The following is a 20418-nucleotide window of genomic DNA, read 5'->3' as shown; positions in this document are numbered from 1 at the left end:
TTCATCCCCCCGTATCCACGATTTTCATGGAGCCTCTGACAATAAATTGCTCCTCTGTTTTATAGACTTCCAGATTGCCACCAAATTTCTCTAACCGCTCCCGCATGGAAGAGATCCCAAATCCTTCCTGATACCTTCTATTATCTATTATTGGATTACTGATTTCAAAACGAAAAATAATCCCTCCGGGTGCTTCAAACATAATCTCAGCCTCCCTGGCATTGCTGTGCTTCATGATATTTGTCAATGCCTCCTGTACAGAACGGTAGATCACGAAAGACTGCTCGCCAGTAAGTAATGCTGTAAACGCACCGTGTTTCACAGAAAAATGGATACGAATAAAGCTTTCCATTTCCAGTTTACGTATTAAACGCAAAATTCCAGGAAGTCCACCTGTTTCACCAGTCTTCAGCGACTTTACTGCGTTTCTGGTTTCTTCCAAACTTGCACTCGCAAGTTCTTTCAGGGATTGAACCTTTTCCATGTCTTTTTCGGAAGTTTTTAAACGAAATGCTTCTATCTGCATGAGAAGAGCGGTAAGCTTATGTCCCACAGAATCATGGATTTCATGGCCTATTAGCATACGCTCTTCCTGTCTCGTTATTTCTTCCTCTGAAACAAGTTGTCTTCTTATTTCCCGATATTCACTGAGGAGTGCATCATATCTGGCATCAAGATCTTCTGTACGATCCTTCGTTTTCTTATAAAGTACTAGTGCTGCAAAAAGGAAGCTAATATAAATTGCGATAAAAATTTGTAATAAAGGGAAAAGATTCGTATTAATAACGACTACTATTAAACCTATTACACTGATTATCCCCGTGATCATGCCAAGACTAAATGACAAGTGATAAAACCCTGAGCCAATTAGCAAGGAGAATACGAGAATGAGGTATGGATTAAACGCCCCAGTTTCCCCTGGAAATAAGGAAAGGGTTGCGATAACAGCATTAATACTTAGGAGCAATACTAGAATTTTCGGCTTTCGGTCGACAAGTAGCATGATAAAGAAAATCACAAAATACAAGGCTACTCCAAACAATCGTGCAGTCAATTCTTCTATATTCTGGTTGAAATAAACCATCGCAAATGACCAGGCAGTAACGTTAAATAAAAGCCATATCCAATATGCCCACATGCTGCTCCCCCTTTCCTAGGTTACTTTATATAATATTTATAACAGAGATTGATTTCTCACTCATTGTACCTTATTCTGCAAAACCATGCAGATGAAGGTAACAAAACTGGAATTGTGCTATAAAAATTTGTATAACTAATCACAATTTCTAATGCAACTAAAGCGTCCTTTAATTGAAAAAAGACCCCTTTTCGCAAAAAAACATTACTATTTACTCACCTTAGAACACAACTATTTACCTGTTTTATCATAAAAGAAAGGAATTTGTAATAAAACGACGAATAGGAATACTTGACGAGAAATAACAGACTAAAAGTTTGTTAGAAATAAAAATTAATTACATACTGCAATTTTTCTTTTAACCGTATAATTTGAACAATACCGGCAAAAAATTACCGAATATTCACCATTTTCGTCAATAAAAGGAGGTATCAATCATCATTAAAAATAAGCGAGTAAGAACTTTTATACATAAATACTGGACTTCCATCTTTTGTCTGCAATTAGGCATTATCCTTTTTATTACACTGATCGCTTCCATAAATTTAACTACTCCAACGAATGCCTTCTTCTCCGATACAGAAAAGGCATCCGGTACCATTACGGCGGGAACATGGGAAATAGAGAAAGAGAAAACGGAGCCAGTCAAAGAGGATAAACAAAATACAGCTGATAAAGAAGACAAACAGAAAACCACTGATAAAGAGGACAAGCCAGAGAACAATGAACAAACAGAGACAAAAGAAGTAAATAAGGATAAAACAGTGGAAACGAAGGATCAGACAGCTGACACGGAAAAAGAAACTATAAAAAAAGACCGTGACGCGGAAGAGTCTATTAATAATGAACCAGACAGTAATAGTCAATCTGCGGAAGAGAAAGTTGAAGATAAAAAGCAGTTGCAAAAAAGCGAGGGTGAAAAATGACATTCCGTACACTTAAAAAATGGCTAAGTAGTGCAGTGACCACTCTTTTATTTATCATATTAATTTTTATGGTTTTTGTTGTTATTTCATCAAAGATTTCCGGTGGTGAACCTAGCATTTTTGGTTATCAATTTAAAACAGTTTTATCAGGTTCGATGGAGCCGACTTTTCAAACTGGGTCAATCATTGCGGTTAAATCCGTTAAAAATGCATCCAAATTAAAAAAAGGTGACGTGATTACTTATAAGATAGACAAAACAACAACCGTCACGCACCGTATCTACGAAGTCAAGGGTGCTGATAGCCAAACAAAATATATTACAAAGGGCGACAACAACGACAGTCATGATTCCGAACCAGTTCTCCCAGGGAATGTTGAAGCCGTTTATACCGGATTTACAGTTCCGTTTATTGGCTATTTTATGCACTATGCTCAATCGCAAGAGGGCACCGCACTATTGATAGTCCTACCGGGAATTCTATTAATCATCTATTCTGTCATCACGATTTGGAAAGCCTTTAAAGAAATCGATGGGCGTAAGAAAAAGGAAGAAGCATCATCAACTGACGCTTGACATCCTCATGAGGGGTTCAAAATAATAAATAATACCTATTCCAAGAGTAGGTAGGGGAAGGGGAATTTAAAGCAATGGGCATTAAAAAGAAATTAGGTTTAAGCATCGCATCAGCAACGCTTGGTTTATCGTTAGTAGGAGGTGGAACGTACGCATACTTCAGTGATCAGGAGGTAACCAACAATACCTTCGCGGCTGGGACTTTGGATCTTTCCACAAGCAAAGCAACTATTATTAATTTGGATAGCATGAAGCCAGGCGACAAAGTTGTTCGAGAGTTTGAACTAAGCAATATAGGTAACCTTGATATGAGCGAGATCCTCTTGAATACGGAATATACTGTAACTGATGTAAATGGAGATAATACAGCTGACTTTGGCGAACAAATTGAGTTGAATTTCCTTATTAATGATTCGAAAGGTTATACAGTTGTCTTTGAGACTACATTAGCAGAACTTAAAGAAAACCCGCTTAGTCTTGTAGAAGCAAATGTACTTGATCCAGAGGTTGAAGGTCAAGGAGACGGATTAAAAGCAGGCGAAGATAACTTATTTGCCGTTCAATTTGAATTTGTTGACAGTGGTGAACCACAAAATCAATATCAAGGTGATTCTATCAATCTTAAGTGGAAATTTAATGCGAAGCAAGGAGACGGCGATATAAGTTTACCTAATGATTGATTCTTCGTTTTAAATAGGACTTAGGTAGGTTCCTTGTAAAGTAATTTCTTAAGGATAACAAGTGATTGATATACCAGGAATATTATGATTTTATGATATCATTCATGTTTGATTTACATACTTTTGGGATACCGTCAGCAATACCGAAAAAGGCAATCTGATTTTTATCAGGATTGCCCTTTTTTATGTGTAAGGAAAGTATAAAATGTGACATTGAATATTTTGGTCACTATGCAGAGCCACGTCCAGCTCCAGCGCCCAGCGACTATTGGATTTCCTTTACCTCCTTACGATAAGTCAACATCGGTTCGCTTTCGGGAAGGCCGACTAAAAACGGGCTTGCCGCCCAACGTCGGCATACCCCTTTTGCAGGGGCATGTTTCCTTTATCTCATACGGTTCAGTCCAATCCATACGTCGCTAAACGGGCGCTTGCGCTTTTGTTCATTCACGTCATTTAGAACACCAACTTGAGCAATTGCATATTGAATATAGTAAAAAAGTAGTTCAAAAATACGCAGTACAGATAACCAATCCATCTTCTGCCAATCTTCTAACCCCTCATAGATAAAATCGTAACAAAATGTTCAAATAATTATGATTTATGCTTACAATTATAGGTTATAATAATAATAGTACGGTAAAGGGAGTGTATAAATATGCGTCCGAAGAATTTAAACTTTGAAGAACTTGTCAACCAAAACAGACAGGAACTTCTAGAAGACGAAAAAAGAATTAATCAAATTGAATTGCGTTTGGAAAAGAAACAAACCGATTTAACTACTGCAAAAAACAAAAAGCTGGCTTAATCTGTAATAAAAAATATAAAACTATAAATGATAAATGGAGTGTCTTTTAAAAAGGCACTCCATTTATCATTTATACACGTCAAAGTCTTTGCTTTGATGTACAGGGTTTTACAACTGCCTGTCAAACTGCGATAAAATACCTATTAAATGCAAAAAAGAAGTATCAAAAATTTCCACTTGATACTCCAATGTTAGCACAATAAGTAAAAAGGCTGTGGTATTACTTATTCTTTAAGTTTCCTAACCGTTTACGAATATAATTAATCCTTATCTTTCATAATCGATGTTGCTAAAATTGCTCCAATATAGGCCGCTACACCACCAGCGAGTATAAATAATATAGATTTATATTCGAATTCAGGAATTACAAAACTGTATATAGACAAAGCAAATATTAGAAAACTTGGCTTATCGCCAAGCCTTAATGGGGAAAGCCTTAGTTACACTTATGCAGTAAGAAAGGATTTATACTTTCTTAACTGCGAACAAAAACAGATGTAAACAAGCCCTGTGTTGCATTCAATTTTCTATTCATTTTAATCACCCCTTCCTTTATTCCAGTGCTTTAAAGGTTTAATTTTACTTAACATTCTGGCTCGCTTGAGTAAAAAGACTGCATCTGTCAGAAAAGATACAGTTACTTAAATAAGTAAATTAATTATTCCTGCTGACTAACTTATAACATTTTGCTTAATACCCTTAAAAACCCTTTATATAAAAGGATTTTAAAATGAGAAACTGTTATTGAATCTTTTACTACTATACTTCTATGTTTCAAGTGATTTTTAATTTGTTTTCTTCTATTTGGAATTATAAGTAAAGGTAGTTTATTAGGACTAAACCACTCCACCTTTTCTGTTTCAGGACCATACTTAATTGGTGATCCACCTTTTAATTCCCCTAAGAATAAATATTGTATATCATCGTATTGAGGTTGATAATATTCACCGATTTTTCGTCTGATTGAAACAATATACCCTGTTTCCTCTTCTGTTTCTCTTATAGCACAATTTTCTAATGGTTCTTCCATCTCCACTGCTCCACCTGGTAAGTCCCAGAGTGGATAATCCTTTGGTTTCGCTAACAATATTCTAACTTCTTCATTGATAACAATAGTAAAACAGCCTGACGTTTTTGCCATATTAGTTATTGCCCCTTCTTAAAGTAAACTGCTGCTTGAAGAGTTTATGATCATAGCAGATATAGGTTGTATTAACATAAAATCCCATTTAATCGGTTCAAGTACCGTTAATTTTCGGATAGTTAACTCAAAAGAAAAAGAGCGTCAATCCTCCTTGGATCAACACCCCTATGCGAAGCTAATTTTAACATCTTACATACTTGCGTTTAAAACCTAGCTTTCCTTTATCCATTTGTTTTTGAATACTTTCGTAAGCGTTTAGGAAACTGGTTTTTTTCTTTTCCCGTTTAACTTCTACTGTACCTACTTCCGTTGCGGTCTCAATTGCCTTTTCATTTAGTGGTAAATATGAAATCCCCACGGTGTATAGAAAATTATTCATAGCAGACTTCGTTCGTTCTGGCGAATCATGAATCTCATTTTTCACGATATCAAGCATATTGGAAATCTTGCTTTCAGAAAATTCATTGTCTGGGCGATTCCCTAAAAGCCAACAGTAACAACTCCAGCCCGCTGACATTCTCAGCTCCTGACCGCTTGCAATCCATTTATCGGCAACCTCTTGTGCAATATCTGACTCAGATAATGTTACTGCTACCACATAATCGGACAGCATATAAAAATATGCTGCATCCATCCAAGCGTCAAAATCCGACTCTGTCATGGCTTTCGGATCTGCAATAATACCTGCAAAGTACATTGCATCATAGTTACCTGTAGCATAAAGCTCTTCAGCTAAAGGTTGATTTACTTTTATTTTCTTTGCGATTGGTTTCATAGCACCTGTAGCCGTGCCAAAAAGCGGCTCGTGTGCACCATTGGATATGTACATTTTTTTCATTCGTTCCTTGCCCAAGGCTTCAAGCTCTTGCATAACTGTTTCGAAATCCATAGTTTTGTACTTCCTCCCTTAGTATTAATACCCACTTAATTGAAATAAACTAATTTATTTTCTTTTTCAAGTCTTATATACTTTTCAATTTTACCATAATCTTATACTACTATTCCGTTAGTTCAAATCTATATATATAATGTTAACATTATATATTAATTAGTATGCCAAAATTTCTAAACTAAAAGACAAAAGAAAAGACCGACTTTAACGTCAGTCTACTTATTAAACTATTGAGAAGACTCGATTAGCATAGATCGCAAAGCACCATGATGTCAATGATTCTACTAACTCGAATCCTCTTCTTTTATGATTTGTATGAACTATAATATTTCTATATACCCTTCTGCTCCATTCACCCTAATTCTTTGTCCATCCTTGATCAGCTTCGTAGCATTTTCCACCCCGACAACTGCTGGTAAACCATATTCACGTGCAATAACCGCTCCATGGGTCATCAGTCCACCAACTTCGGTGACAAGACCTTTTATGGATACAAACAACGGTGTCCAGCTAGGATCAGTAAAGGCGGTGACTAATATATCTCCATCTTCTAGCTCAGCATCTTCCAGGTTTAATATGACGCGTGCTCTGCCCTCTATAACTCCGGAAGAAACCGGTAGACCTACAATAGCTTCAGCTGGGAGATTTTCTCTTTTGTACTCACCTACAATGATTTCACCATCAGACGTGATAACGCGTGGGGGAGTTAGTTTTTCATATAATTTGTACGCTTCTTTTCGTTTGCTGATGATCTGGTAATCTAGTTTATTTGTGCGTACGACTTCGCGAAGTTCTTCAAAAGTAAGATAGTATATATCTTCTTTTTCATGAAATACGCCCACTTGTACGAGTTGTTCGGTTTCTTCCAATAAAGCCTGCTTATAAACGAAGTAGCGATTAATCATGCCGTATTTTGGATATTCCCTAAACCCGCTGAAATTCCGGATTAGGTCGATCATTCGTTTAGTTTCTTTGGCTTTTTGTTCACCATCCGGTAATTGCTTCAATCGACCCAATAACTCTTGTTCTTTTTTCAAAGCAACACGTCGCCCTTGTTCAAATTTCCGATTGCTGTCATTAGGCTCAAGGTTTTTGATATTACTGAGAATCATAGGGACAAGTGTAATTGGTTTTTCGCTCCAACGGGTTTTCGTAATATCGATTTCTCCGGTACATCGCATTCCGTATTTGCTAAGATAATCATAGATAGCGTCTTGGCTTTCCTGCCCACCATCAAACTTAACCAGTTCATCCAAAAAGTTATCATCTTTTACATGTTGTAAATAAGCAATTACTTTCGGATAAAGACGAATCACATCTGCGACATCCATTAGCGCCAGACCCATTTCCGAAGTAATATTGTTTGGTACAGATTGAGAAAGCGTATCTGCTACGTTTTTTTCACCCAACCACTTGTTCATTTTTTCATTGATCCATGATGAAGCATCCATAGCAGCATTAATCACACCCGAACTCTGTGGATCAAATAAGATCTTCTTTAATTGTTGGATATCTTCTAGAATAAAATCAAATAAATCTGGTCCTGATTTCATTTGGATATTTTGTTTTAACGCTTCTATCGATGTTTGACTGCTTTTAATCAAATCAGAAACGATTGTTGGATCGTTTTCGATTTGTGGTGGCATATCTGTATTGCTTTTACTTGGACTCGCTATTTTTGTATCATCTTGTAACAGTTTTATAAAACCTTCTCGCTCTACGATGGTCGTAATTGCGTCTTTTATGAGTGGATCGTGTTGTCCCATGGCATTTAATAAAAATTCTCTACTTTCGGGTGAAGACAATTGAGTTGTTACATCAACAAACAACCTTCCACCAGCTTTACGCATGGGTGCAGGAGTCGTTAACAGCCAAAAAGATAATCCCAATGGTTTCATGGGGTCGGTCATCATTTGTTGATGACCGACAGATACATAAACGTGATTTTCTTGATCATTCGCTTCAGGGATCGGGTATAAAGTCGTGATGGACCGACTTTGGACGATATAAAATGTATCATCAACCAAACACCATTCGATATCTTGTGGATAACTAAAATATGCTTCAATCTGTCTTCCGATGCGTGCCAGTTGTAATATTTGCTGTTCGGTAAGAGTTTGAGCCTTTTGCTGATCAGGATCGATCTGCTGGGTCTCTGTTCCGCCTTCTTTTAGTCCATAGATAGCCAATTTCTTGGTTGCTATCATCTTATCGACGATTTCCTCTTCCTGTACTTTATAACAATCGGCAGATACCAAACCAGAGACCAGTGCTTCTCCAAGTCCAAAGCTAGCATCGATCGACAGCACCTTCCGATTGGAGGTAATCGGATCGGCAGTAAATAAAATCCCTGAAGCCTGTGGGAAAGCCATCCTTTGAACGATAACGGATAAATAAACTTGACTGTGATCAAATCCATTTTGCATACGGTAAATCACGGCTCGATCCGTAAATAGGGAAGCCCAACATTTTCTGATATGCTGCATGATTGCTTCTTCGCCTATAATATTTAAATAAGTGTCTTGTTGACCGGCAAAAGAGGCATGTGGTAAATCTTCAGCAGTTGCACTGGAACGCACTGCATAAGCATGTTCATCACCAAACCGAGAGAGATAGTGCGCAACAGCTTTCACAACATCGGAAGGAATCTCTACTTCCATAATGGTATTCCGAATCTTCCTGCTGATTTCACCGATTTGACCTCTATCCTCTACTTCTAGCAGTGTTAGTTGATCCAACAATGCGTGGAAGGCTTCGTTTTGTTCGAGGGCTTTTTGATAAGCTTCTGTTGTAACACAAAATCCTTCTGGCACTTGTATTCCATGAATCTTAGATAGTTCCCCTAAATTTAACCCTTTTCCTCCGACGAGCAAAAGTGGCGTTTTATCGATCTCTTGAAACTCTAGTACATATGGTTTCATTTTTTCCCCTCCTATTTATCGCTCAAAACCAAGAAGAATCCTATTACAAAATTTGTTCATCTGATCAACCATTTACACTGTCTACTCGGTCCTGCTTCTGGCGAATTTCCATGTTCATATTAAAGATAAAAATAGTGGTTGACTGAAAAGGGTTTTATGATGTATAATTAAAATAGGGATAATTATACAAATTTACCTTAACGGTGTATAACTATATAAATTTACCATAGTTTTTCTTTTTTATCAATGAATTTATCGGATTTACCACGTTAAAGAAATTCCAATATTAAAAAGCCCAATTTCTTAGCATTAGCATTAAGAAATTGGGCTTTTTTTCGTTTTCTATTAAAGCGCCCGTTCATATTAAGGAATATAATTAATCCAATCACTTTAGTTCAACAACTCTTAAATAAAACTACCTAAAAAAATTTTTTATAGCCTCAATACGTATTTTATGACCACAGTCTTCGCAACAATAAATACCTTTCCTGTTTGCCTTAAACTAATTCGTAATCGTATCCTTTTGATTCATTCGTTCTAAGATTCGACGTTTACGATATAACATCATTCCTGTCTCAGCTACATCTCCTACAGTCGATCTGTTTAAGAAAGCACCGAAAATGATGCCGGCAATCGGAATCATTTGAAACAACTTTTTCCACCCAAAATTGTCCCGATATGTATAAATAACTTCGCGCCAACCTTGCAGTTGAGATGCCATTTGTTTGTTCTGTTTTTCTGTCTGATAAGCTGAAAGATCTTCAAGAATGGCTTTTTTTCCAACAATGTCGGAGGATGTGAATTGAAGACACTTAACGATAAAGACTCTTTCGGTTTTATCATTTGGATCGTATCCATAACTTATAGCAATTTCTTGAAGTACCTTAAGTGATATACCTATTAGGAATGGAATATCTATGGAAAGTGTAAAAATACCACCAATCCCAGTTGTAGCACCTTGAACTGTTGCTAATTTGGTTTTAGAAGTTCTAATCCCGTTTGCAACATCGTCCATTTCGTTTAGAGGAAAATGTTGAACATCATATAGGCTTAATTGTCCTTTTTCAGTCTCTTTATGTTTAAACTTCTTCAAAACTGTTTCTTCTTTAACTAAATAGTCGCCACCTGTATGAATGTAATTCCCTAATTCATCAATTATTGTTCCTACCTTTTCTTGAACAAACTTTGGTGTTACCTTATCAAGCAATGCAAAAGGCAATCTTCCAAGTTTTTCCCAAAACCACAAACCCTTTTGGTCTTCCTCCCAATCCTCAATCTTTTTTAGTTCATCTAATAAAAAATCTTGTGATTCAATTGTTGTCAAGTATATCTACTCCTCGTTTAATTCCTACTTCAAAATATCATTAATATTTTCATTAACTATATCATGAGGGGCAGTCATTTTTCTAACTTCATTTACCATCTGACATAAGGGCGCGATTGCTGAAAATCGTAGCAATTGATTACAGCCATATGAATGTACCACTTCTGTCATGTATTTCACCAGCAATTTCCCAAGGATTACCACTTGTTGTCACCGAATTTACCAACGGGATATTGAACTAACGCGATAGTTCAAAACAATATTAATCAAATTAAAAATCATATCCTATAATTTAATTAGAAGTGTTAACTATTTGTCTTTCGATATATTCTGCATCATAACCAACGCCTTGTAGTAAGGCAGAACCACGTCGATACTGCCAAGGTAAACCAATAAAAAACAGTCCTTTAATATTAGAGCCACCTCGATAATGTACTACTTTTCCTTCTTCATTCAACACCCCATCTATCTTTAACCAAGGAAAGGTAGCTTTAAATCCCGTAGCCCATATGATATTGCTAACTTCTAGGGTTGATGTATCTTCAAATATTACTTGATTTTGTTTGCCACTAGTTACTCTCTTTTTTATAATCACTTTATTATTATTTATTGCTTTTTTTAATTCGAATCCAAAAATAGGATCTCCTTTTTGTTGAAGCACCTTTCCCAGTAGCGATGTATCATTTGCCTTCAAAATTCCTAATTTGTCAAACCACCAGAAGATGCTTTTTCTTCCCAACGACAAAGGTAAGTATTTTAGTTTCCTGCTGCAAGCTAGATATGTTTCCCTTTCTTCTGATAATTCGACAGCAATTTGAGCACCACTATTGCCTCCACCTATTACGAGAACATTTCCATCTACCAACTGGTTAGGATTTTTATATTGCAATGAGTGAAGTTGTTTGATGTTATTTGATAACCCCATTGAGAATGGAGGAATGCTTGGTGTTTGAAAAGGCCCAGTTGCAATGACAACATTTTTTGCTTGATATTCATCTTTTTTTGTTTTTATTAAGAAATTACTGTTTATCTTGGAGACATTTACAACTTCTTCATTAAATTGAATAGGGATTTTAAATTTAACTACATACTTTTTTAGATAAGAAACAATCTCCTCTTTGGTTGGAAATCCTTGCTTCTTTCCTTCAAGGGGCATACCAGGTAAAGAGCTATAAATCCTAGGGGTAAATAAAATTAAAGAGTCGTATCTTACTTTCCAACTTTCTCCGACCGCACTTCCCTTATCAATGAGTATAAAATTTTTCTCAGACTGCTTTAAATAATAACCTATTGCAAGACCTGCTTGTCCAGCACCGATAACGATCGTATTGTACATTTCTTCACATCCTATTGGTAAATTATAGGCCTAATATTAAATAGGTAAGCTGTTCAACTCCTAATTGAACAGCTTACCTATACTTTATCCTTTAACTTTTAAAAGTCGTAGGGCATTTAAAATTACGATGATAGCTGCACCTGTATCGCTTAACACAGCCATCCAAAGGGTAAGCCACCCCGGAAATATAAGAACCAATGCTATAAATTTTACAATTAACGAAAACCAAATATTTTGTTTAATAATCGTTAATGCTTTTCTACTTAACTTAACAGTATGTGGCAATTTTTCTAGATTATCTGCCATTAAAACAATATCAGCAGTCTCCATTGCTGTATCGGTTCCTGCTCCACCCATTGCAATCCCTAAATCTGCAGTAGCAAGTGCTGGTGCATCGTTTATGCCGTCACCCACCATAGCGACTTTGTGACCTTCTTTTTGTAGTTGTTTAATCGCGTCCACTTTATCTTCTGGCAATAGTTCCGCAAAATAGCGATTGACATTGGTTTCCCCTGAAATCATCTTAGCAGTACCTTCATTATCACCAGTTAACATGACTAGTTGATTTACACCAACTTGTTTCAATCCATTTAATGCTTTGACAGTAGTTGATCGAATAGTATCGGAAACAGAGATAATCCCCATTACTTCTTGTTTTGTACCGATAATCACTACTGTTTTCCCCTGACTTTGTATCCTTTCTACTTTAGACCTGACATCATCTAAAGATATTTCCAGATCTTCAAACAGTTTTAGATTACCAGCGTAATGAACTTCTCCATTGATTGTTGCTTGAACACCCTTACCAACTATATTTTTAAATAACTCTCCTTTTTTAACCTGAACTCCATTATCTTTCGCATATTCAACAATCGTTTTTGCTATTGGGTGTGTGGAGTAGTCTTCTAATGTTAATGCTAGTGATATTAATTCATCGGCTGAAGTAGTTAACGCTTCGACATCAGAAACTGTTGGTTTTCCTTCTGTTAATGTCCCTGTTTTATCAAACGCTATCGCATTAATAGCACCTGCTTTTTCCAGAAATGTTCCACCCTTTATTAAAACACCATTCTTTGCAGCGTTTCCGATAGCAGAAACAATGGCAACAGGAGTAGATATAACCAATGCACAAGGACAGGCAACGACTAATAATGCAAGTCCTTTATAAACCCACTCTCCCCAAGTACCAAGGCCTAAAAGTGGAGGTAGAACAATTACAACTATTGCTAGAACGAAAACAATAGGTGTATAGATACTAGCAAACTTATCTATAAATGCTTGGGTAGGAGCCTTTTGTTCTTGTGCTTCTTCAACCAAATGAATGATTTTCGAAATTGTCGTATCTTCGACTAACTTGGTGACTTTGATTTCAATAGAACCACTTTCATTTATGGTTCCTGCATATACAGTATCTCCGATTAATTTATCGACCGGGATTGACTCACCAGTGATAGGTGCCTGATTCACACTAGTCTCACCTTGGATAATTTCACCATCTAACGGAATTCGATCACCGGGTTTAATAACAACAATCTGACCAACTGAAACTTCTTCTACAGGCTTTTTAACCAATTCTGAGCTTACTTTAATCCATGCCTCTGATGGTGCTAAATCCATTAGATTGCGGATAGATTTTCTAGTTTGCTCAATGGATCTATTTTGTAGGGCATTCCCTAATGCAAATAACCATACTACGGTTGCACCTTCAAACCATTCTCCAATTAAGGCAGCTCCAATTGCTGCTGCGGACATTAGAACATTCATATCAAGCGAATGACTTTTTATAGCATAATAGGCACTTTTTACTGGTTTATAACCACTTATAACGATAGCAACAGCATATAGAATGGTGGTCATTAATGGAGATACATCATTATAAGAACCAATAAACCCAAGTGCAATTAAAATACCAGAAAGGGTAATTAAGCCGTACCCCTCTTTGTTTTTGGGAGTATCTGTAGATTTATTGTTATTTGTAATAAGTGAAGCATTATACCCAAGTTTAGATACTTCTGAAACAATATCATCGACGCTATTTTCATGCTCCACTTTCATTTTTCCAGTTGGAAAATTGACAGTAACTGTATTAACTGTTGGAATCTTATTTAAATGATTTTCAACACTTTTAGCGCAACTACTACAGTCCATTCCTACAACATCGTAAGTTCTTACATTTCTGTTTTGTATTATTGGTTCAGCAGTATAGCCGAGCTTTTGGACTTCACTTTCTATACTATCAAGAGACAATGCGTTGCTTCCGATAATCTGCAATTTCGCAGTATTGTAATTTACCTTTGCCTCTTGAATGTCATTTAACCGACTTAACCCTTTTTCTAACGTTAATGCACAAGAAGGACAATCCATTCCATGTATTCGATATTCGACCTTCTCCCCCTTAACAGGAGTTGCGTTAATGCTAGCTATTTCCTCAACATTGTTACAACAATTTGATGTCTCTAAGGTGTTATCGTCTTCTTTGCTACTGCAACAAGACCTAATCTCTAAATCTTCCTTTGATTCTTGGCTACAACAAACATCGGTAGATTTATCATTTTCATTCTCAAATTGATTACTACAACAAGATGAATTAGTTGCAGTAATTGCTATTCCCTGAAATGTATTTTGACTGCTGCAACAGCTGTCCTCTTCTTTTGTAGCCGCCTTTTCGGCATTACTATTACAACAGCCTTTATTATCTTCAATAGTTATCAATTCTTCTTTTGGACCGCAGCACTTATCTGCCATTCACTCCACCCCCCATTAATCTATATGATTTTTACAACAAGTAACATCATTTTGAACATCTTCAAGTACAACATCAAACATGGTTAATAAATCACGTACTAGTTGATTACGTACACGGTAGTATACATATTTTCCATCTTGTCTTCCGACAATAAGCCCACAACCTTTTAAGCACGCCAAATGCTGTGAAATGTTTGATTGATTGCCATTTATATCACTAACAATTTGAGAAACTGTTTTTTCCTCTTCTTTTATACTTTCGATTATTTGAATTCTCGTTTTATGTGAAAAGCCATGCAAGAACTTCATCTTTGTATCAATATCAACTTTTAACATGCATTATCCTCCTTATATTAGACACGACTAATATGTTTTGTTATTATCATATTAGCAATGACTAATATGTGTGTCAAACTTATATTTGTGAAAAGTGTTTGAACAATACATGATTAATCCATATAAATAAAGGTTTGATGGTAAAATGAAATTCACATTAGAAGGTAGGTGTTTTGATGAAAAATAATAGTTCTCCATTTAAATTTGTTGTGATTATCACATTAGTTATTGTTGCATTAATAATTGCTTTGGTCGTTATCAACAACAATAATTCTGAATCAAACGAAGGAACAACATTGGACAAACAACCACCAATTGATGGACAACCCACTTTAGGTGATTCAGATGCCCCTGTAACTGTAGTAGAATTTGGTGATTTTAAGTGTCCATCATGTAAAGCATGGGGAGAAAATATTTACCCAAAATTAGTAAGTGATTATGTTGATACAGGAAAGGTTAAATTCTCATTTATTAATGTCTTATTTCACGGTGAAGAATCTAAATTAGCGTCATTAGCTGCTGAATCTGTGTATAAACAAAATCCTGATGCGTATTGGGAGTTTCATAAAGGGCTTTTTAAAAAACAACCAAGTGCGAATCATGATAGTAGTTGGGTTACAACGGAGAAGATTCTTGAAGTAGCGAGTGGAGTGTCGGGCATTGATACAGATATGTTAAAGTCTGATATTGAAAGCAATTCTGAAATAAGCGAAGTTAATAAAGACAAAGAATTGGTAACCAAATTTGATGTCCAACTTACACCAACTATTATGGTAAATGAAACAATGATAGAGGATCCTTTTGATTATGAAGCAATAAAAAATGCTATCGAAAATGCATTAGAGGAAAATTAGGATATGAAGAAAGTAGATATTTCACAGTTATCACTTTATATGGCTTGGCTAATTTCGGTTGTTGCAACACTTGGAAGTCTTTACTTTAGTGAAATACGCGGTTTTGTTCCATGTGAACTTTGTTGGTATCAGCGTATTTTGATGTATCCATTATCTTTGATACTTGGAATAGCAACATTTCAAAATGATCGGTCTGTTAAAAAATATGTATTACCAATTGCAGTAATTGGCTGGTCCATTTCGCTCTTTCACTATTTAGAGCAAAAGGTCCCGGGATTTGCAGCAATTAAACCGTGTGCCAATGGTGTTCCATGTAGTGCTGAATATATTAATTGGCTTGGGTTTATTACAATACCATTTTTAGCAATGGTCGCATTCACCTTAATTATCATATTCATGATAATTATAAGGAAACCAAAAAACAATTAGTAATAAAAGAGGTGCAATTCGGTTAGACGAAATTGCACCTCTTTATTTAACTTAATTCACCTTAATCAAAGCTACTGAATTCCCATCATTATTCCGAAATACACAGATAGAACCATTAATAATGAGGAAAATGTAGAAACGAAAACGGACCTTTTCTTTGCAGCTGCGAAAATTGTTGACACCATAAACAACAAACCTAATCCAAACAATAAATAACTTTCCATACCAAAGGACATCGTAACGTTAAAGACGCCTGTACTATCAGCATTTTGGATTGTATTTATAAAATCTCCATCATATAATGCTTCAAACAATGGAGAAGCACCCTCGGTCATTATTAAGCTATAAATTTGATGGGGTGGCCACGATTGACCCATAAATGCTGTTAACCCAAACACAATTAGAGCATAAACACTTTCCAGCCTTGCCCATTTTAACGGATTAAATGAATCCTGATTATTTTTACTCCTAAATAGTAACCCATTGAGAAAAGCGAATACTATTAATGAAATAATAAATATATGCTTTAGCACTAATGCTTGTCCATAATTAACGATTAGACTATTTTGGTATTCCTGAAAAATTGAAGCTTTAGGGTCATCATAAGAATTAATATCAATTTCCATTGTAAAATAGCCTGCTGTAATGGTGATAATTAGGCATGTTAGAGCAACAGGAGTGAACCATTTTAAAAAGGTTAACCAATTCGATTTATTTTTGGAAAACCAACTAACTACAAAAAGGATACCTATCCATATTGTAACCGATAGGAAATGAAGAGTATGAAAAATGAAACCTTGCCATTCTGTAATAGTTGCTGCATGGCTTGATTTTGTATAGCCAAAAAGCATTAACAATGTTAGAAAAAGAGCCCATGTTTTTAAATGTATTTTTGACTTTAGATTCTTAGCCAATAATACGCATATGAGAATAACTGATACAAAACTAATAAATAACCAAGCTTTCCCAATTTCGAAAGTAAGTACTACGTTTTTTAGAATGAACCAAAGGTCCCTATCGCCTGCCAATATATTTGCGACTTGGAAAACTGGCAGAAAAGCTGCTAGTGGTATCAGCACAGCAACTAAATAAAGTACCTTTTTGGGTATGTACATGGAAGGTTTTTTATCTTCAGGTACCATAAATAAAATCAAGGAACCGATAAGCACTGAGAAACAAATGTATAGTATAAACTCAGTTAATGAGATTAAAAGCATCGTAATTCACCCCCTATTTTTGTCGTTTGCTAAACAACATCCAACATAGCAATACTAAACCGGCAATAATTAGAAATATAATAATTCCACTTACTAAAGAAGTTCGCTCATTGTCAATTTTTGTCTGCTTATTAGATGATTTCTGTTGTTCAGCATCTTTGTTACGCTGTTCAGTTTCTATTTCGTCATCTTCTGTTTGAGTAGTATTGTCTTCAGGCCCTTTATTTTCGGATACTGCGATTGAAAAGGAATATTGGTTTTCAATAAGGTGACCATCCGCTCCAACTACTTTCCAATTTACCCGATATGATCCCGGCTCAAGTGAATCCTGAAAATTTGCTTCTAACACATCATCCGTTAATTCAACAGATGTTGGTTCAATTTCTTTCCCTTTATCATCTACCAGGTAAAGGGTACTACCATTTTCAATTTTTGTACTGAAAGTTAATTCAATACTGTTTATGGTTTCCGTCAGTTGCTCCCCAGCTTTCGGTTTTGCTTCTTCTAAAACAGAATGTGCATTGGCTTCATTAATTGCGAGTATGCTAAACAGCAATAATGCGATTAATAGAAAATAAGAATTTCTAATAAAATATAACCTTCCTTTCAATATAAATTTATCAAGTACAACAATTACATATTCTTACGGTACAGTTGCAATAATAGCATTAATATTCGATAAAGTATTTTATCACACTTAACTGTAAGAAAGTCGTCAAATATAACGTAAGAGTGATATTAAAGTATACAATAACCCCATCGACTTCTCGTTGGAAGCTGTTTATTGGTATTTTCATTTAGTTGATTTAATGTTCATGATCATGGATGAAGATTATTGGTCATTCTGACACATTAACGAATAATCATCAAGTGGATGTTCTTTACTTTCCATTTGAATTAACGTATTACCGCAAATGCAGATTTACAACATTATGGATTTTGAGATAAAAAGCCTAATTCCTCAGTATTTTTAGCGAGAAATCAGGATAAAGTTTTCAATTGATATATTTCTTTTGCTTACCAATATCTGGCCCTTTAGATGAAAAACGAACACTAATACTTATTAAAGAAAAGCGCACTTTTCATGAAGACTTGATTTCAAGATAATCTTCCGGATAAGAATGACGATCAATTTATGCATCAATCGCTCCTATTGTTTAAGATTGAAGGGAAAATGAACTGTCCCATGTTTGGGACAGTTCATTTTAGCGTTAGTAATATACAGATTCTTTCTTATTACACTTCCAACATTTTCTATAATTGTACTCATCTTTAAAATGATACTTACAACTTTGACAATCTCTTGGGCCTTCATCCTAGCTACCTCCTAAGAAAGTTACCTTTTAATTTCTTCTTCCAACTGACGACAAACCGCTTCAGATCCAAACCCACTTAATAGTGGAACACCATCAATAACTTTATCTTTCATTGAGTCTGGAACGAGGGTTGTTGAAATAACGATGTCATATTCTTCAAATCTATTGACTGCCTTGCCGATTTCAGCTTGATGAAGTTGCACTTTATAACTTAGATCAGTTTTGGTTAACCATTCTTTCAATTTTGCAATGACAATAGTTGAAGTTGCAATACCAGTTCCACAGACGACTAATATATTTTTCATACCCTAATCCCCTAACTAGTTCTTTTTAATTTTATTCATGTACACCAAACCACCACTAGCAATTATTCCAATCATTCCTATTCCATACCAACTAGCAATTTTACCCAGTCCAACAAATAAAGCTGTCGTCCATAAGGCACCATCAATTAGAGCGGAAATACTTATGTTATTACCCATATCGAAACCTGACTTAATTGCTGTTTCGGTAAATAACGGAGCGATCCATGTAGCAATATATAATCCAACCGCCAAATAGATTGTTCCTGCAACCACTGTCCGGACAATATTTCCTTTGAACACTGGAACCATTAAACAAACTAAAAATGGAATCGCCGCCAAATCTCCGAAGGGTAAAACCTTATTTCCAGGTAATATAACTGCCAAAAATAATGTGATAGGAATTAGTAGCAATGAGGCAGACAAAACCGCTGGATGTCCAACACACAATGCACTGTCCATCCCTATATATACGTTTCGTTTTGGAAACCTTTTCTTAATCATCTGTCCGGCAGCTTCAGAAATGGGATTCAAACCTTCCATTAACAAAGCGACCATTTTTGGCATTAACAGCATAACTGCACCAGTTTTCATTGCTAATTGTAATGTTTCTTTGACATCATAACCGGCTAAGACGCCAATTACTATGCCAAGCATCACACCTATTACCGTTGAATCACCAAACAGACCAAACCGTTTTTGAATGGTATCTGGATTAGCCTCTAACTTATTAAAGCCTGGAATTTTATCAAATAGCCAATTTAACGGTTTAGCAAATAAATACGACGGTGCGGAGGCTGCATGCGGAAATGTCATTTTTTTAAAACCAAAATACGATTCCATGTCAGAGGCCATAAGATCTCCCAACAAAAAAATAACGAGGACATGAACGGCAATCGTAAATAAGCCCAAGGCAAAATCATTCGTTAATGCATATACAAGTGCACCAGTAAATGCACAATGCCAATAGTTCCAGATATCGATATTTAACGTTTTAGTCAACCCTAATGCCAACAGCACACTATTCAATCCAAGCCCAATAGGTATAGCAAGACTACCCAAAACGGTACCATACGATATCGCTGCCGCTGCTGGCCACCCTACGTCAAGCGTATGTAAATCAAAGCCAAAGTTATCTACCATTGCTTTTGCTGCTTGCCCTAGACTTGTTGTTAATAACGCAATCACGAGGTTCAATCCAACAAATCCTATTCCTACCGTAAGCCCCGAATAAAATGCCTTTTTTGGCTTTGTACCCAGTATTAAGGCAAATATGAAAATAAGTATTGGGAGCATAACACTTGCTCCCAAATCAACAAACCAGTGAAGAACTTCCATCATTACCTCCTCTGTTTAAATGAGATATAGAGCTATATTATTCCACAGAACAAAAGCGCAAGCGCTTTGGTCAGCCCCGACAAGTTTAAGACGAATCTCTTAGTGATGATTTTTATCACAAAGAGATTTGACTTAAA

The 20418-nt window shown here is 35.8% G+C and carries 19 protein-coding genes and 1 pseudogene; 7 read left to right on the top strand and 13 right to left on the bottom strand.

All coding sequences use genetic code 11. From position 1 onward, the window contains the following. Position 1: 1 nt before the first annotated feature. Positions 2-1138 carry a histidine kinase gene (locus tag LG329_RS17270; RefSeq protein WP_404452071.1) on the bottom strand — a complete coding sequence of 379 codons (1137 nt, stop codon included), beginning with the start codon at positions 1136-1138 and terminating at the stop codon, positions 2-4. A 434-nt stretch (positions 1139-1572) separates the two neighbouring features. Here LG329_RS17270 and LG329_RS17265 point away from each other — a divergent pair. The 4 genes and pseudogenes from LG329_RS17265 to LG329_RS17250 all read left to right on the top strand — a co-directional run. Beyond that, positions 1573-1722, top strand: a pseudogene (locus tag LG329_RS17265) (hypothetical protein); the annotation flags it as partial. A 180-nt stretch (positions 1723-1902) separates the two neighbouring features. Then, positions 1903-2064 carry a hypothetical protein gene (locus LG329_RS17260; protein ID WP_404452070.1) on the top strand — a complete coding sequence of 54 codons (162 nt, stop codon included), beginning with the start codon at positions 1903-1905 and terminating at the stop codon, positions 2062-2064. Then, positions 2061-2639 (top strand): signal peptidase I SipW, encoded by a 579-nt coding sequence (gene sipW, locus LG329_RS17255; RefSeq protein ID WP_404452069.1) that lies wholly within the window; start codon positions 2061-2063, stop codon positions 2637-2639. The genes LG329_RS17260 and sipW overlap by 4 nt, the downstream gene beginning before the upstream one ends. A gap of 74 nt (positions 2640-2713) precedes the next feature. Further along, a complete protein-coding gene (locus LG329_RS17250; protein WP_404452067.1) occupies positions 2714-3319 on the top strand; it encodes a TasA family protein in 606 nt (201 codons plus the stop codon). 385 nt (positions 3320-3704) lie between these two features. Here LG329_RS17250 and LG329_RS17245 read toward each other — a convergent pair whose 3' ends face one another. Continuing rightward, the gene (locus LG329_RS17245) at positions 3705-3857 is read right to left on the bottom strand and encodes a hypothetical protein (protein WP_404452066.1); all 153 of its coding nucleotides are present in this window, start codon (positions 3855-3857) and stop codon (positions 3705-3707) included. 120 nt (positions 3858-3977) lie between these two features. Between LG329_RS17245 and LG329_RS17240 the strand changes: the two genes are divergently transcribed. Then, positions 3978-4127, top strand: a complete 150-nt coding sequence (locus tag LG329_RS17240; protein WP_404452065.1) for an FbpB family small basic protein — start codon at positions 3978-3980, stop codon at positions 4125-4127. Positions 4128-4803: 676 nt separating this feature from the next. On the opposite strand, the gene LG329_RS17235 is transcribed toward LG329_RS17240, so the two are convergent. The 7 genes from LG329_RS17235 to LG329_RS17205 all read right to left on the bottom strand — a co-directional run bounded on the left by LG329_RS17235 (position 4804) and on the right by LG329_RS17205 (position 14825). Further along, a complete protein-coding gene (locus LG329_RS17235; protein WP_404452064.1) occupies positions 4804-5268 on the bottom strand; it encodes an NUDIX hydrolase in 465 nt (154 codons plus the stop codon). A 184-nt stretch (positions 5269-5452) separates the two neighbouring features. Then, positions 5453-6160: a DNA alkylation repair protein gene (locus LG329_RS17230; RefSeq protein WP_404452063.1), complete on the bottom strand. Its 708-nt coding sequence runs from the start codon at positions 6158-6160 to the stop codon at positions 5453-5455. Between the two features lie 323 nt (positions 6161-6483). Next, positions 6484-9084, bottom strand: a complete 2601-nt coding sequence (gene ppsA, locus LG329_RS17225; RefSeq protein ID WP_404452062.1) for a phosphoenolpyruvate synthase — start codon at positions 9082-9084, stop codon at positions 6484-6486. 502 nt (positions 9085-9586) lie between these two features. After that, positions 9587-10408 carry an EcsC family protein gene (locus tag LG329_RS17220; protein ID WP_404452061.1) on the bottom strand — a complete coding sequence of 274 codons (822 nt, stop codon included), beginning with the start codon at positions 10406-10408 and terminating at the stop codon, positions 9587-9589. Positions 10409-10700: 292 nt separating this feature from the next. Then, positions 10701-11744, bottom strand: coding sequence for a flavin-containing monooxygenase (locus tag LG329_RS17215; RefSeq protein ID WP_404452060.1), 1044 nt, complete (start codon positions 11742-11744; stop codon positions 10701-10703). Between the two features lie 84 nt (positions 11745-11828). Continuing rightward, positions 11829-14489: a heavy metal translocating P-type ATPase gene (locus LG329_RS17210; protein WP_404452059.1), complete on the bottom strand. Its 2661-nt coding sequence runs from the start codon at positions 14487-14489 to the stop codon at positions 11829-11831. 15 nt (positions 14490-14504) lie between these two features. Further along, a complete protein-coding gene (locus tag LG329_RS17205; RefSeq protein ID WP_404452058.1) occupies positions 14505-14825 on the bottom strand; it encodes an ArsR/SmtB family transcription factor in 321 nt (106 codons plus the stop codon). A gap of 173 nt (positions 14826-14998) precedes the next feature. On the opposite strand from LG329_RS17205, the gene LG329_RS17200 reads away from it, so the two are divergent. Both LG329_RS17200 and LG329_RS17195 read left to right on the top strand, forming a co-directional pair. Further along, positions 14999-15679 (top strand): DsbA family protein, encoded by a 681-nt coding sequence (locus tag LG329_RS17200; protein WP_404452057.1) that lies wholly within the window; start codon positions 14999-15001, stop codon positions 15677-15679. A 39-nt stretch (positions 15680-15718) separates the two neighbouring features. After that, positions 15719-16108, top strand: coding sequence for a disulfide oxidoreductase (locus tag LG329_RS17195; RefSeq protein ID WP_404456750.1), 390 nt, complete (start codon positions 15719-15721; stop codon positions 16106-16108). 71 nt (positions 16109-16179) lie between these two features. Here the strand turns inward: LG329_RS17195 and LG329_RS17190 are convergent, their stop codons facing one another. The 4 genes from LG329_RS17190 to LG329_RS17175 form a co-directional block, all read right to left on the bottom strand. Beyond that, complete coding sequence (locus LG329_RS17190; protein WP_404452056.1) at positions 16180-17325, bottom strand: copper resistance D family protein; 1146 nt, start codon at positions 17323-17325, stop codon at positions 16180-16182. 13 nt (positions 17326-17338) lie between these two features. Then, a complete protein-coding gene (locus LG329_RS17185) occupies positions 17339-17935 on the bottom strand; it encodes a copper resistance protein CopC (protein ID WP_404452055.1) in 597 nt (198 codons plus the stop codon). 726 nt (positions 17936-18661) lie between these two features. Further along, positions 18662-18946, bottom strand: a complete 285-nt coding sequence (locus LG329_RS17180; RefSeq protein WP_404452054.1) for a PTS sugar transporter subunit IIB — start codon at positions 18944-18946, stop codon at positions 18662-18664. 15 nt (positions 18947-18961) lie between these two features. After that, positions 18962-20281 carry a PTS galactitol transporter subunit IIC gene (locus tag LG329_RS17175; protein ID WP_404452053.1) on the bottom strand — a complete coding sequence of 440 codons (1320 nt, stop codon included), beginning with the start codon at positions 20279-20281 and terminating at the stop codon, positions 18962-18964. Positions 20282-20418 lie beyond the last annotated feature (137 nt).

Source organism: Virgibacillus necropolis, from assembly GCF_044793635.1.
GTDB classification, from domain to species: Bacteria; Bacillota; Bacilli; order Bacillales; family Amphibacillaceae; genus Virgibacillus_F; species Virgibacillus_F necropolis_A.
Note: the sequence above shows the minus strand (reverse complement) of the source record. Positions and strands in the feature narration are given on the sequence as shown.